We start from the raw sequence: 14,076 nt of genomic DNA, 5'->3' as shown, positions 1-14,076 counted from the left end.
TTACCCTCCCCCTTCAGGGGAGGGTAAGAAATCTTACTGCCGTGCCAGTGTCAGCGAGAACTCGCCATTGCGCACGCGGCCCGGAAGACCCTCGACGAACTTCGCCACGGCGTCTTCGCCATAGGTGCCGACGAGCTCGGCGAAGGCTGCGAACAGGCTGGCCTGCGCGAGGCAATCGCCATCGACGCCGTCATGCCGTGCTTCCGCCCAGGCTTCGTTGAGATAGCTCAGCGCGGCCTGTTTCTGTTCCTGATCCGGTAGCGGATCGCGGGAGGGGCGGTACGACAATGATTCGCTCATGAAATTCCCAAAACGGTCTTCGGCACGCATCAAAGCGAAGTGCGCCTCGCATGTTCGAATCGAGATTTATCACGCGGAGCCGGTTCCGCGAGCGACATCTTTAAGAAAGGTTAACGACAGTGACTCACATTGTCCGACATTATGTTAACAGCGGGAACCGGCGATCCTGACCAGTTGAGGAAGCCCATGGATGCAAACAGTTTTTCGTCTTTCGCCAGTCCCGGCGACGCCGCACGCGCAGCAGAGTTGCGCCGCGTCAAGGCGATCGCGGCGCTGGTGCTGGCGAGCTGTCTGGTGGTGTTCATAACGGCAAAAATCCTGCTGCCGAATCATCCGGTGTTCGGATTCGTTGCAGCCTTTGCAGAAGCCGCGACCATTGGCGGATTGGCGGACTGGTACGCCGTTGTCGCGCTGTTCCGTCGGCCGCTGGGCCTGCCGATCCCGCACACCGCGATCATCCAGGCGAATCAGAATCGCATCGCCGACAAGCTGGGTGAATTCATCGAGGTGCATTTCCTCGAAGCGGGGCCGGTCGAGGCCAAACTACGCGAGGTGGATTTTGCGAGTTTCGTTGCAGACTGGCTGAGCGATAAAAAGCGTAGCGCGGACCTCGCGCGTTTCTTGCTGCGGCTACTGCCCGAGGCGATGTCGGCGACGGAAACGTCCGGCCTCAAAACCTTCATTATCCGCCGCGTGATGACGCAGCTGCAGTCGGTCGATCTTGCGCCCATCGCGGCCGGCACCATGCGCGGCTTCATTCGCGATGGTCGCCATCAGGGCCTGCTCGACAATCTGCTCGGTGCCATGCATGGCGCGCTGACCGAGCCGGACACGCTGGCCGTCATCAAGAACAAGATTCGCGACGAACTGCCGACGCTGCTCAAACTCTATCGCGCCGATGCGTTCCTGCTGAAGCGGATCGTCGCCTCGGCGACCACCTTCTTCGACGATGTGCGCAAGGATCCCGAACATCCGTTTCGCGGCGAATTCGATCGCATGCTGCTGTCTTTCGTTGACCGGCTTGAGACCGAGCCCGGCTTCACCGGCCGCATCGACGGGTTGAAGCGCGATCTGCTGGCGCGCCCCGAGCTTGCCGAACTTGGACGTAATCTCTGGAACAATGCGCGCAGCTTCATCGAACGCAGTGCGTCGGGCGAAAGCAATGTACTGGCGCATCATCTCGCCAATGTCTTTATCGAGGCCGGTGCGGCACTTCGCGCCGATGCGGAGATGCGCGGCGAGATCAATCAGGGTATCGTCGTCGTGTTGCGCTCGTTTATCGCCGATCAGAAGAGCGGCGTGTCCGGCTTCATCGCCGATCAGGTGAAGGCTTGGGACATGGGTCAGCTGATCGGCGTCATCGAAGTGAATATCGGCAAGGATTTGCAATATATCCGCTTCAACGGTTCGCTGATCGGCGGGCTAGCCGGTCTGGCGCTCTACACGATCGAGTACCTGTTGCGGCTGCTGTGAGACGCGCAGTTCCGCATTGCGGAAGCGCATCTGCGGTTGGGTATCCGGGTGCGCTTGAACTACCGCAAACCCGGCCTTAACTTCAGTGAACTGATGCTTGCTTCGGTGCGTTGTGTGATGCCCTCCATGTGAGGCTGCTTTCAATCAATCGATATGACCGGCCAACGCGCCGGCGAGAGGAAATCAGATGTCGGCTACGGCCCAGGCGCAGCGTCCCCCGTCCAAAACCCTGATGTTTCTTGAAGGGCGTGCGGTCCACGAATTCGGCGCCTTTCTCGGCGCGTTGCCGCTGTTGAATCTCGCGCCGCGCGGCGATGGCCATCCGGTGCTGGTACTGCCGGGCCTTGTGGCTTCGGATGTTTCGACGGGCCCGCTGCGCACGTTCTTGAAGGGCCGGGGCTATGCCGTGAGCGGCTGGAGGCAGGGCCGCAATCTCGGACTGCGCGACGGCGTGCAGGATAGCATGGTCGCATTGCTGAAAGAGATGAATGAGACCCACGGCCGCAAGGTGAGCGTGATCGGCTGGAGCCTCGGCGGCCTCTATGCGCGCCAGCTCGCCAAGATGATGCCGGAGCGCGTACGCTCCGTGATCACGCTGGGCAGTCCGTTCGCCGGCCATCCGAAATCCACCAATGCCTGGCGCGTCTATGAATTCGCCAGCGGCAAGCGCGCCGACGATACCGACGACAGTTTTGGCGGCTCGCTCGCCGATACACCGCCGGTGCCCACAACGGCGATCTTCAGTCGCACCGATGGCGTCTGCGCCTGGCAGGGATGCATGGAGAAATCGTCGGCGATGTCCGAGAGCATCGAGGTCGAGAGTAGCCATTGCGGCATGGGGCATCACCCCGCGGTCGTCTATGCGGTTGCCGAGCGACTCGCACAGAAGGAAGGCGCCTGGGCGCCGTTCGATCGCTCTGGCTGGCGCAGCCTAGTCTATCCGGACCCGAACAGGTAAAGGCGCGTCAGCGACACGCTTACTGTGCTGCTGTCGTCATGATCCTGATCTCAGATGTCAGTGTCCGGTGTACCGGGCATTTGTCAGCGATCTCCATGAGCTTTGCGCGCTGCTCGGCATCGAGCTTGCCGTCGATCGCGATGACGCGCTCGATCTGGTCGAGCATGCCGTCCTTGGTCTCGCAGTCCTCACAGTCCTTCGCATAGATCTTCTTGTGGTTCAGCGTCACCGTGACGTGGTCCATCGGGAGTGCCTTGCGGTCGGCATAAAGCCGCATGGTCATCGCGGTGCAGGCGCCGAGTGCGCTGAGCAGGAGATCATAGGGGCCGGGGCCGGTATCCTCGCCGCCAGCGGCCAACGGTTCGTCCGCGAGCAGGCGATGTGGGCCGACTGTGACCAGTTGCTGGAATTTATTGGCGCGGGTCTCGCTGACCACCACCTTGCGCGGCTCTTCCGGCAGGCTCGCTACGGGTGTCGCGGCAACAGGATCGAGATAGCGCCCCGCCCAGGCGGCGATGACGTCGGCGACGTAGATCGCGTCGTGCCTCTGCGTCAGCAGATGGTCGGCGCCGGCCAGCGAGACAAAGCTCTTGGGATGTTTGGCGGCGACGAAAATATGCGTGGCGTTGTCGATACCCACCGTGTCGTCGGTGGGCGCATGCATGATCAGCAACGCCTTGTGTAGCCTGGTGACCTTGGCCATCAGATTGTGCTCGGCGATATCGTCGAGGAATTCACGCTTGATGTTGAACGGGCGGCCGGCGAGCTTCACCTCGACCTCGCCCTTTTCGCGGATCGCGTCCACATGTTCGGCGAACATGTCGGTGACATGGGCGGGATCGGACGGCGCTGCGATGGTGACGACGGCTTTCGCTTCCGGGACCTGTTCGGCCGCGGCGAGGATCGCGGCGCCGCCGAGGCTGTGGCCGATCAGTATGGCGGGTGCCTGACGGGTCTCGCGCAGATGGTCGGCGGCCCTCACGAGATCGGCAACATTCGACGAGAAGGTGCTGTTGGCAAAGTCGCCCTCGCTGGAGCCGAGGCCGGTGAAGTCGAAGCGCAGTACCGCGATGCCATTGAGTGTCAGCGCGGCGGAAATGCGCCGCGCCGCCAGCACGTCCTTGCCGCAGGTGAAGCAATGCGCGAACAGAGCGTACGCATGCACGTTGCCATCGGGGAGGTCGAGCGCCGCCGCCAGCATATGGCCGGTCGCGCCGGGAAATTGAAAGCGTTCGGTTGGCACGTATGGCTCCTACGGTGATAGACGCCTCCTTTTACACCGATTCCGCCCAATCAATCAGCGGGGACTAAATGCCCGTTCGAGAATCACGGCCGATCTGCCGCTCTCTTCGCAGTGCACGTGTGTAGAACTTTAGTTCTGCGCGGGCTCTGGCACGTGCTTGCCGGTCTCCGGTGTCGGTGCTAGATGTCGGGTCATCGTACAACTTTTCGGATGCGCCGCCGATTGCAAGCCGATGGACGGCAGGCCGGCGCGCTCCTAGAGTTGTGACGACAAAATCGACCCCGAAAAGGGGCGAACCAGAATAACGGCCAAAGTGCCATCGGGAAATTCACAGGGAGGATTTCGTCCATGAAGAGAAGAGATGTCGTCAAAGGCGGCTTGGCCGCGCTTGCCGCCGGAGTGACCGGCCTCGGGCGGCTCACGCCCGCGCAGGCGCAGACCAAGATGGTTCTGAAGGCTTCCGACGTCCACCCGCTCGGCTATCCCACGGTCGAATCCGTGGTTCGTATGGGCAAGAAGCTGGATGCCGCCACGAGCGGCCGGCTCACCATACAGATGTTTCCGTCCATGCAGCTTGGCGGCGAGAAGGAGGCCATCGAGCAGGCCCAGGTCGGCGCTCTGCAGATCGCCCGTATCTCCGTTGGCGCTGTCGGCCCCGTGGTCGATGATGTCAACGTCTTCAACATGCCGTTCGTTTTTCGCGATTCCAAGCACATGGAAGCGGTTCTCGACGGCGAAATCGGCACCGAACTGCTGAACAAGATCACGGCCAACGAAAAAACCGGTCTGGTCGCGCTTGGGTGGATGAATGCCGGCTCCCGCAACATCTATAACAGCAAGCGCCCCATCAAGACGCTCGCCGATCTCAAGGGTCTCAAGATCCGGATGATCGGCAATCCCTTGTTCATCGACACCATGAATGCGCTAGGTGGCAACGGCGTCGCTATGGGCTTTGATCAGGTGTTCAGTGCCATGCAGACCGGCGTCGTCGATGGGGCCGAGAACAACCTGCCATCCTTCGTGGCGCAGAACCACTTCCAGGTCGCCAAATATTTCTCGATGACCGAGCATCTGATCATTCCGGAATTGCTGGTGTTCTCGAAGGCATCATGGGCGAAGCTCACGCCGGACGACCAAGCGCTGCTGAAGAAATTCGGCCGCGAAGCCCAGCTCGAGCAGCGCGCGCTCTGGTATGAGGCAGAGAAAACGGCGCTCGACAAGATGAAGGAAGTCGGCACCGATATTGTCACGTCCATCGACAAGCAGCCGTTCCGCGATGCCGTGAAGCCGGTGTGGGAGAAATACGGTGCGAAATACGCCGAGATGACCAAGCGCATCGCTGCGGTAGCGTAGCGAAAATTCTCAGTCGTCGCCCCCCTGCGAAAGCGGGGACGACGACTGAGAGATCCATGGTTCAGTCGCAGCGCCTGAGGTCTTCATGTCCGACGTCATTTCCAAATTGCCGATCGCATCTCATCTACCTGACGAAGCCGCCAGCCATGGTGCGGCTTATGCGTTCCGCCGCACCATGAATGCGCTATACTGGGCCGGTGCCGTGTTCTCGTGTCTGGCGCTCGTGTTGATCTCTGCGATCATCCCGTGGGCCGTATACACGCGGTACATTCTGAATAGCGCAGCGTCATGGCCGGAGCCGCTGGCCGTGTTGTTGACCATCGCGGTGACGTTTATTGGCGCTGCCAATTGCTATCGCCAGCGCATCCACATGAACATGACGGTGGGCACCAACCTGCTGCCGCCGCGAGCCCAGGTTGCGGCCGCCTTCATCAGCGAATTGCTGATGGCCGCAATGGCGCTGTTCATGATGATCTGGGGCATGAAGCTGGTGATGGCCACCTGGGGCAATTCAGTGGATGAATTTCCCTGGCTGTCTGTCGGGATCACCTACATGCCGATCCCTGTTTCCGGCGCGATGATGTTTCTCTTTGTCGTCGAACGCCTGACCATCGGCCCGCCGCCGCATGATGGCAGCGACGCGCACGTACCTCTCGACTAGCTTCGCCGATCAGCTCCAGCCAGAACAAAGAAATCCCACATGGACATCGCGGTTCTTCTTCTCAGCATGTGTCTCTTCTTCGCCGTCGGCATGCCCATCGCTTTCGCGTTGGCGCTGGCCGCATTGGTCGGCGCACTGTGGATCGATCTGCCCGTTGCGGCTGTGATGCAACAACTCTCCAGCGGTGTCGGCAAGGTGTCGATGCTGACCGTGCCGTTCTTCGTGCTGGCCGGCGCCATCATGGCAGAAGGCGGCATGGCGCGGCGGCTGGTGGATTTCGCGGCCGTGGTGGTCGGCTTCACGCGGATTCGCGGCGGCCTGTCGCAAGTCAACATTCTGGCCACCACCATTATGTCCGGGATCTCCGGCTCGTCGGTCGCTGACACGTCGGCGATTGGCTCGGTGATGATCCCGCAGATGGCGGCGAAGGGCTATCCACGGGTGTTCGCCACCAATGTGACCATCTCCGCCTCGGTCCAGGCGATCCTGGTACCGCCGAGCCACAATGCGGTGATCTATTCGCTGGCGACCGGCGGTGTGGTCTCGATTACCAGCCTGTTCCTGGCGGGCATCGTGCCCGGGCTCCTCCTTGGCTTCGCGATCATGTTGTTGTGTCTCTACGTTGCCTATCGTGACGGTCACCCCAAAGGTGAGCCCGTGCCGATGAAGCAGGCGCTGAAGATGCTGGGCGATGCCACCTGGGGTATCGTCACGCTGGTGATCGTGCTCGGCGGCATTCTCACCGGTATCTTCACGCCGATCGAGGCAGGCGCTGTGGCGTGCGTCTGGGCCTTCTTCGTCACCATGTTCATCTATCGCGACTACAAATGGTCCGAGCTGCCGATGCTGACCTACCGGACGCTACAGACGGTGGCGATGGTGCTGACGCTGGTCGCGACAGCGTCTTGCTTCGGCTATGTCGCCGCGATGATGCAGATGCCGGCGCATATGACCGAGTTCTTCGTCGCCATCTCGTCGAATAAATACGTGCTGCTGATGTGGCTCAACATCATGCTGCTGATCCTGGGCACTGCGCTCGATCTTGCGCCGCTGCTGCTGATCTGCACGCCGATCCTGCTGCCGGTGGTGAAGAACTTTGGCATCGACCCTGTCCATTTCGGCATCGTCATGCTGCTCAATCTCGGCATCGGTCTGCTCACGCCGCCTGTTGGCACCACGCTGTTCGTGGGCTGCGCCATCGGCAAGGTCTCGGTGGACGAGGTAATGCGCGGGATCTGGCCGTTCTACTGGGTGATGTTCGCCGTCTTGATGCTGGTGACCTACGTGCCGTGGTTCTCGATGGCACTGCCGCATGCGTTCGGCTTCAGGTGAGAGCCTATTGAAAGGGCTCTACTGACAACTGCTTGTAGCGTTCCTTCCCGTTCAGCAAGTGCCGGCGCATCGCATCGCGGGCCTTGCGCGGCGAACGGGCGCTGATCGCATTGACGATGACCTGATGCTCCTTCTCGATGCTCTCGAGATAGCGCTTTTGCAATTCGGCCTTGCCCTCGAAGGTACGGATGCTCTGGCGTGGGATAATGAGACCGCCGAGGAATTCCAGAAAGCCGACAAAGCGCGCATTCTGCGTCGCGAGGGCAATGGCGAAGTGAAAGTCGAAATCCTCCTTTACCGCACGGTCGCCATTGGCGATGGCGCGGCTGAAGGTAGCCGCTGCCTTGGCAATGGCTCGGATCTGGGCGGCGGTGGCGCGCTCGCTGGCTATGGCCGCGGCCTCCATCTCGACGGCCGTGCGCAGCTCGAGAATTTCGATCACGCTGCCGAGCGAGCCCAGACCGTCGGGGTCGATGGCATAGGGCTGCTGATCGGGCTCGCTATTGACGAATGCGCCGGCGCCCTGCCTCGTGGTTACAAGGCCCCGGGCGCGGAGTGCCGCAATCGCCTCGCGAACGACCGTGCGGCTGACGCCCATGGCCGCCATCATGGCCTGCTCGGTCGGCAGGCGTGCGCCTGCGGGCAAGCGGCCTTCGGTGATCTGGGCGGCGATGCGCTCGACCACTTCCTCGGTTCGGCGGCGCACAGGATTAAGCGGTCGCAGCAAGGGCGTGCCTGCTGCACCGTTGGTCGTCTTGCGTGCGGCGCGTGGTTTGGCTTGTCCGGTCATCGTACAACCGGGCTATCATCGCCGATGTCGCTGCGCAAGCTTGCGGCACGCGGCATTGCGCTGCACGCTCCTACATTGTCTCAAGTTCGGGGAGCTTGAGGTCGCATTCGACCCAAGCGCCGTTGATGGCAAAGCGCTGGAACGGCGAGTCAGGGACAGGGGCCTGCAATGGCGCGAGGAACTGTGCATCTGCGGGGCTGCGTAGCTGAAACTGCACATGGCTGGCGGAGAGGGCATTGCGCGACAGCCAGACCATGCCGGAAAACAGCTCGATCAACAGTTGCCCGTATTTATCAAGACCAGCATTTCCGAGGTCGTAGGCCGGCGATACGGTCATGAAGCGGCAACGGAGCACGGGGCCTTCGAATTTGGGCATCAGTAGTTTGCTGACCTGACAGAAAGCCTGCGGGACGGTGCCCTCATACAGGCCATACAACCCACCCTTGCCGCTCTGCATCACCGGTTCCAAAGCGGCGAACATGCCTTGAGTGTAGGCTGAGAAATCCTCTTCGGCGGCCTCGGCAGCCTTCCGCCACTGGGACTTCAGGGAAGCCCAGCTTCTGTCGGCGTCGGTGATCGGCAAGAGCCGCATCTCGAGGTCCTCCCGCCGATTTACACACGGCCGGACCCAACCCTAGCTATATACCCTCAAGATTTTGATAACGGGGAACTTGGGGCAGCGACGTTTGCGCGCCGCCGGACGTCTGTAGCGCGCTCAGGCGCCAGCGGACTGCAGTCCGGCTGCAGCTGCGGCCACGATCGACGCTACGACCTGCTTCCAGGTCTTCGACGACTGCGGGCGATGAGATGGGGCTTTGAAGCGCATGGTCCTTGTCCGGTTGGGCCGCGGATATTACTGTGCAGCCAAGCGTCCTCAGGGACGACATCCGGAAAATCATGCCTCGCGCGGTGGAAGTCGATCCCCCGACAAAAATAGCAATACGCGCACTGCTCTGGTGCGGGACGACGGTTGACTTGTTCTCTGCCGGCAATGAACGGCAGTGAGTTATTCTCGCCGCCTTAGCTCATCGCGGGGGCTTGCTCCTGCACTGCCGCCGGTTCCTGGCAAACATCGACCCAGCTGGCCCCGGTCAGTTCGGCCATCCGCGCCGGGGACATCCGCACTGAACTGTTGACCGAGCCCGCCGCCGGCCACACCTCGGCGAATTCCTTCAGCGACACGTCGCAGTAGACTTGTAATGGCGTTGCCAGGCCGAACGGGCAGACGCCGCCCACCGGATGGCCGGTGAGGGCAACGACCTCATCGGCTCCAAGCATGCGCGGCTTGCCGCCAAGCGCATCGCGTGCCTTCTTGTTGTCGAGCCGCGCTGTACCCTTGGTCACCACCAGCACCACCCGGTCGCCGACCCGAACAGACAGCGTCTTGGCGATCTGGTCAGGTTCGACGCCCAATGCCTCGGCGGCGAGAAAGACTGTGGCCGAGCTTTTGTCGGTGACGGTTATGGATAATTCGGGGGCGTTGGCGGTGAGAAAGGCGCGGACGGACTCAAGGCTCATGATGCGGTCTCAGTGACATACCGCCACGCCCTCTCACATGTCGCCGACAAAGTGAAGTCACATCCGTGCATTGGGGAACTGGAGCGGGCGCTGCCGCGCCATTCCCTCACGCCGGTTTTGACCTTATACGGGCTCTTGTCTGGCTGATCGTGCCGGGCGATGTTCTGGAGCCGACCCCTCGATGCTGCCGGCCTATGTGATCCATGCCAAGTCGTTGCCCGAGCGCACGGAGCATATCCAGCGCGAGCTCGACCGTGCGGGTATCACGTTCGAGTGGGTGCTGGATTTTGATGCCGACGAGATCACCTCAGATGTCGATCGCGCCTATTTCGCCGAAGGCGCCGATCTCACGCTGCGGCAGAAATCCTGTTCCTTGAAGCACATCGTCGCCATGCAGCGCATCCGCGAGCGCGGTCAGGATCTGGCGCTGATCTTCGAGGATGACGCATTGCTGGTGCCGGATTTCTGCGACCAGTTGAAGCGCGTGCTCGACGAAGCCGAAAAGTGGCCGCGGCCGCGCATTCTGCATCTTGGCGCGGCGACGAACTTCTACACGCCGGCATCCCAGTTACGGCCCGGCCAGATCGTTTATGAGGGCAATCGCGTCCGCAATATGGAAGCCTATGTGCTGGGCGCGCCCGAGGCTTCGGCACGACTTGACTGGATCGCGCGGCATCCGATGCACGAGCCTATCGACATCGCCTTCAACACCGGCGATCCCGCCATGGGCATCCCGTTCCTGTGGCCAGAACCACCGTTGGCGGAGCAAGGCTCGCTCAACGGCGTGTTCAAGAGCTCACTCGATCGTAAAGGGCATGCGCAATTGCAGCTGCGCATACAGTTTGCCGTGCAGAAGTTCAGGCGGCGTTATTTGAAGCGGTGGCTGAAGCTGAAGTAATTGGCGGCTTCCGGCCGGTCATTCCGAATGTGCATTGCGCACCAGCGCGCCCAGTAATCCCACTGCCAGACAGTACAGCATCCCTTGCGTCACCGCCGAGATGTGACTGTTGAAAAGTCCGCCGATAATGTTCTGCAGCACGACGGCCTGTCCGACGACGCTGACACAATCGCGCGCGAGAAAAAGTCGGGCATGCGCAATCCACATGGCCCATAGCAGCAGCCCGCCGATCAGGCCGACCTGCAGCACGGTATGCAGCGTTTGATTGTGCGGATCGGGCGTGGCCTGGCCATAGGGCGACGGCTTGGTCGCCTCCATAGTCTGATACAGCGGCTTGATGCTGCCGGTGCCGTGACCGACGATGGGCGAGGCCTTTACGAAGCCGACCGCCTTGCTCCAGAAATCCAGCCGCGATGCTGTTGAGACTGTTTCGCCGCCGGCGGTCTCACCGCTATTGGCGTTGATGTCCGAATTGATCTCTGCGATCCGGCGCTGGGCTTGCGGCGAGGTCAGCAGCGCGATGCCGATCACGATCATGGCTGCGACCGCGACCATGGCAGAGCGTCGCCAGCCGCCGGCATGGATGACGAATAGACCGAGCAATGCGGCGGCCATGATTGCGCCGGTCTTCGATACATAGATCAGGAAGATATCGGCAAAGAACAGAAGCGCGAGCACGATCATTGCAATGGCGCGGCGGGCGTCCTGCACCCAGACGCGCACCGCGCCTATCGCCAGAGCGAAGGCACAAAGGGCGAAGCAGCCGGATTGAACCGCGTTGTCCTTGAAAGGCACGCCGGGTGCCTTGAACCAGCCCCACGGTCCCGTGGGCCACAGGAACGCAGCCCATGATAAGGCAAGAAGACATATGCAGGCGGCAAGAAAGCCATAGGCGATTTGTAATGCTTGTTTCTGCGTAAATGCCGTTGCCATCACCAATGGGATCAGCAGCAGCTTGGTGTAGGGGCCAACCCATTTGATCGCGCCGCCGAGCGGCTGCATCGACCAGAGCACGCCGACCAGAATCAGTGCGAACAGCGCGACCGGCAGATAGGCCGCCGGCTTCCGCAATGTGGCGATGAAATGATCGCGGTCGAGTGTCAGCAGTGCGAGCACTGCAAAGATCGACACCGCGATAGCCTGACCGCTGGTTGAGAACGGCAGCGAGAAGCCGGTGGCAATGGCAGCGATCTGCCGGGCATCCGCGAGTTTGCGCGGCAGATCGTTGTTCGTCATATGCCCAGGAGTTTCCGTGCGTTGTTCTTGAGGACCTTCGGACGCACCTCGTCGCGAATGTCGAGCTTGGCGAAGTCGGCCATCCAGCGATCCGGCATGATCACCGGCCAGTCGGAGCCGAACAGCATCTTATCCTGCAGGATCGAATTGATGTAGCGCACCAGGATCGGCGGGAAGTATTTCGGCGACCAGCCGGACAGGTCGATATACACGTTGGGCTTGTGGGTCGCGACCGACAGCGCTTCTTCCTGCCAGGGGAAGGAGGGATGCGCGAGAATGATCTTCATGTCGGGAAAATCGACCGCAACGTCGTCCATATACATCGGGTTGGAATATTTCAGCCGCATTCCCATGCCGCCAGGCATGCCGGAGCCGACGCCAGTCTGGCCGGTATGGAACAGCGCAATGGCGCCGCCTTCCTGGATCGCTTCATAGAGCGGATAGGCCATGCGGTCATTGGCGTAGAAGCCCTGCATGGTCGGGTGGAATTTGAAGCCCTTTACACCGTATTCAGAAATCAGCTTGCGCGCCTCGCGCACGCCGAGCTTGCCCTTGTGCGGATCGATCGACGCGAACGGGATCAGCACGTCGGCGTTCTCTTTGGCGATCTCCAGCATTTCGTAATTGTTGTAGCGGCGGAAGCCGGTCTCGCGCTCGGCGTCGACGGGGAAGATCACCGCGGCAATCTTCTTGTCGCGGTAATAGGCGGCGGTTTCCTGCACCGTCGGCGGATGCTTGTGCGGCGACTTGAAATACTCGGCCATTCGGGCCTGGAAATCGTCATAGCCGTCGTCGGCGTGGCAGCCGCAGGGTTCTTCCGCATGCGTATGGATGTCGATGGCGACCAAGTCGTCCGGATTGAGCAATTTCATGTCCCGCGTCTCCCGCACTTTCATCATTATCGTTGGCGGTTGCTCTAGCAAACCGGCCTGCTGAATGAAAGACGCGGAACGCTGCCGTCTAGCTGGTAGAGAAGGACTGTGTCCGGATATCCTGCGCGGTGCGGCGGAGCGGGATCAGGTATTTCTCCTTTGCCGTCGCCTCGTCCATGGTGCCCGAGATGGCATTGATGCTGATCGCCGCGACGACCCGGCCGCCGTGGTCGCGGACGGGGACGGCGATGCCGCAGATCGCGGGATCCAGTTCGCCATCGATCCAGCCATAGCCCTCAGCTTCGACGCGTTCGAGCTCGCGTTCCAGCAGCACGGGATCGGTGACGGTGCGTGGGGTGATCTGCTTGAAGTCGGTGGTGGCGAGATAATGCGCGCGCTGGTCCGGCGGCAAGGCCGCCAGCAACACGCGGCCGAGCGACACCACATGGGCAGGCAGGCGGCTGCCGACGGCGAGATTGGCCGAGAGAATGCGCTGTGCCGGCAATCGCAATGCATAGACGATTTCGGTCTCATCCAGCACGGCCAGCGAGCAGGATTCGCCGATCTCGTTGCGCAGGTCTTCCAAAGCGCGTTGCGCATAGCCCCAGTAAGGCAGTGCATTGAGGTAGGACAGGCCAAGCCCCAGCGCGCGCGGGCGGAGGCTGAAATAGCGACCATCGGCTTCGCAGTATTTCATCACGATCAATGTCGCGAGCATGCGGCGCGCCGTGGCGCGGCTCAGACCCGCGCTGGCGGCCACCTCCGAAAGCGTATGTCGACCGGGTGGGCGGCCCAGCGCCTCGACGGCCGCAAAGCCACGGGCGATCGCCCGAACGAAACCATCACTGTCTTTGGCCATGCACCATCCTGCCGGTTCGGACTTGTCAGCCCCGGAAAACCACGCCTATAGTTGTTCGTAAGGCGGCCATAAAGTTCGCCTGGTGAACGTTAGTGGAGAAGGCGCGATGGCGCAAGCGGAAGTTTTTGAAACCGATTTCTGGAAGGACGCGAACCTGCGCAAGGTCTGGGACGAGATCGTCCCGGGCGAGCCGCGCAAGACGTTGCCCTATGTCCTGACAAAGGAGGCGATCCAGCTTTACTGCCGCTCGGTCGGCGAGGACCACCCGTTGTATTTTGACGAGGCTTACGCGAAGGCGTCGCCCTACAAAGGGCTGATCGCGCCGCCGTCGATCCACATCCTGCTGATGTTCTCGTGCACGCCGACTGACGATTGGATGCGCACGCCCGGCACCGTCAATGCCGGCCAGTCCTGGAGCTACAACAAGCCGGCACGGCCGGGCGACACCATCACGCTGCAGGCCCGCGCGCTCGACAAGTTCATCAAGCGCGAGCGGCTGTTCGTCGTCCACGACAACGTATTTTTCAATCAGCACGGCGACGTCATCTGCTCTGGCCGCGGCCAGACCATCCGCCCGATGTGA

15 protein-coding genes are annotated in these 14,076 nt (G+C 61.5%); 7 read left to right on the top strand and 8 right to left on the bottom strand.

Going from position 1 to position 14,076, the window contains the following annotated elements; all coding sequences use genetic code 11:
- Positions 1 to 33: 33 nt before the first annotated feature.
- Positions 34 to 300 (bottom strand): hypothetical protein, encoded by a 267-nt coding sequence (locus AC1RLZ_RS18785; RefSeq protein WP_493189847.1) that lies wholly within the window; start codon positions 298 to 300, stop codon positions 34 to 36.
- A gap of 186 nt (positions 301 to 486) precedes the next feature.
- Between AC1RLZ_RS18785 and AC1RLZ_RS18780 the strand changes: the two genes are divergently transcribed.
- A complete protein-coding gene (locus tag AC1RLZ_RS18780; protein ID WP_493189846.1) occupies positions 487 to 1,773 on the top strand; it encodes a DUF445 domain-containing protein in 1,287 nt (428 codons plus the stop codon).
- A 187-nt stretch (positions 1,774 to 1,960) separates the two neighbouring features.
- Positions 1,961 to 2,731, top strand: coding sequence for an esterase/lipase family protein (locus tag AC1RLZ_RS18775; RefSeq protein WP_493189845.1), 771 nt, complete (start codon positions 1,961 to 1,963; stop codon positions 2,729 to 2,731).
- 19 nt (positions 2,732 to 2,750) lie between these two features.
- Here AC1RLZ_RS18775 and AC1RLZ_RS18770 read toward each other — a convergent pair whose 3' ends face one another.
- Positions 2,751 to 3,974: a bifunctional alpha/beta hydrolase/OsmC family protein gene (locus AC1RLZ_RS18770; RefSeq protein ID WP_493189844.1), complete on the bottom strand. Its 1,224-nt coding sequence runs from the start codon at positions 3,972 to 3,974 to the stop codon at positions 2,751 to 2,753.
- 348 nt (positions 3,975 to 4,322) lie between these two features.
- Between AC1RLZ_RS18770 and AC1RLZ_RS18765 the strand changes: the two genes are divergently transcribed.
- The 3 genes from AC1RLZ_RS18765 (at position 4,323) to AC1RLZ_RS18755 (ending at position 7,320) form a co-directional block, all read left to right on the top strand.
- A complete protein-coding gene (locus AC1RLZ_RS18765; protein WP_493189843.1) occupies positions 4,323 to 5,327 on the top strand; it encodes a TRAP transporter substrate-binding protein in 1,005 nt (334 codons plus the stop codon).
- An 85-nt stretch (positions 5,328 to 5,412) separates the two neighbouring features.
- Complete coding sequence (locus tag AC1RLZ_RS18760; protein ID WP_493189842.1) at positions 5,413 to 5,988, top strand: TRAP transporter small permease; 576 nt, start codon at positions 5,413 to 5,415, stop codon at positions 5,986 to 5,988.
- Positions 5,989 to 6,027: 39 nt separating this feature from the next.
- Entirely contained in the window at positions 6,028 to 7,320 is a 1,293-nt protein-coding gene (locus AC1RLZ_RS18755; protein ID WP_371420089.1) for a TRAP transporter large permease, read from the top strand.
- Between the two features lie 4 nt (positions 7,321 to 7,324).
- Here the strand turns inward: AC1RLZ_RS18755 and AC1RLZ_RS18750 are convergent, their stop codons facing one another.
- The 3 genes from AC1RLZ_RS18750 to AC1RLZ_RS18740 form a co-directional block, all read right to left on the bottom strand.
- Complete coding sequence (locus AC1RLZ_RS18750) at positions 7,325 to 8,110, bottom strand: FadR/GntR family transcriptional regulator (RefSeq protein ID WP_493189841.1); 786 nt, start codon at positions 8,108 to 8,110, stop codon at positions 7,325 to 7,327.
- A gap of 70 nt (positions 8,111 to 8,180) precedes the next feature.
- Positions 8,181 to 8,702, bottom strand: coding sequence for a hypothetical protein (locus tag AC1RLZ_RS18745; RefSeq protein ID WP_493189840.1), 522 nt, complete (start codon positions 8,700 to 8,702; stop codon positions 8,181 to 8,183).
- A 428-nt stretch (positions 8,703 to 9,130) separates the two neighbouring features.
- Positions 9,131 to 9,628: a YbaK/EbsC family protein gene (locus AC1RLZ_RS18740; protein WP_493189839.1), complete on the bottom strand. Its 498-nt coding sequence runs from the start codon at positions 9,626 to 9,628 to the stop codon at positions 9,131 to 9,133.
- Positions 9,629 to 9,809: 181 nt separating this feature from the next.
- Between AC1RLZ_RS18740 and AC1RLZ_RS18735 the strand changes: the two genes are divergently transcribed.
- Positions 9,810 to 10,526: a glycosyltransferase family 25 protein gene (locus AC1RLZ_RS18735; RefSeq protein ID WP_493189838.1), complete on the top strand. Its 717-nt coding sequence runs from the start codon at positions 9,810 to 9,812 to the stop codon at positions 10,524 to 10,526.
- A gap of 18 nt (positions 10,527 to 10,544) precedes the next feature.
- Here AC1RLZ_RS18735 and AC1RLZ_RS18730 read toward each other — a convergent pair whose 3' ends face one another.
- The 3 genes from AC1RLZ_RS18730 to AC1RLZ_RS18720 all read right to left on the bottom strand — a co-directional run bounded on the left by AC1RLZ_RS18730 (position 10,545) and on the right by AC1RLZ_RS18720 (position 13,493).
- Positions 10,545 to 11,762 carry an O-antigen ligase family protein gene (locus AC1RLZ_RS18730; protein WP_493189837.1) on the bottom strand — a complete coding sequence of 406 codons (1,218 nt, stop codon included), beginning with the start codon at positions 11,760 to 11,762 and terminating at the stop codon, positions 10,545 to 10,547.
- Complete coding sequence (locus tag AC1RLZ_RS18725) at positions 11,759 to 12,634, bottom strand: amidohydrolase family protein (RefSeq protein WP_089265865.1); 876 nt, start codon at positions 12,632 to 12,634, stop codon at positions 11,759 to 11,761. Before AC1RLZ_RS18725 ends, AC1RLZ_RS18730 begins: the two co-directional genes overlap by 4 nt.
- An 88-nt stretch (positions 12,635 to 12,722) precedes the next feature.
- Positions 12,723 to 13,493, bottom strand: coding sequence for an IclR family transcriptional regulator domain-containing protein (locus AC1RLZ_RS18720; RefSeq protein WP_493189836.1), 771 nt, complete (start codon positions 13,491 to 13,493; stop codon positions 12,723 to 12,725).
- Positions 13,494 to 13,599: 106 nt separating this feature from the next.
- Between AC1RLZ_RS18720 and AC1RLZ_RS18715 the strand changes: the two genes are divergently transcribed.
- Positions 13,600 to 14,076, top strand: a complete 477-nt coding sequence (locus AC1RLZ_RS18715) for a MaoC family dehydratase (RefSeq protein WP_371420082.1) — start codon at positions 13,600 to 13,602, stop codon at positions 14,074 to 14,076.

The sequence above is a fragment of the Tardiphaga sp. GW822-FHT04G09 genome, assembly GCF_058800725.1.
Note: the sequence above shows the minus strand (reverse complement) of the source record. Positions and strands in the feature narration are given on the sequence as shown.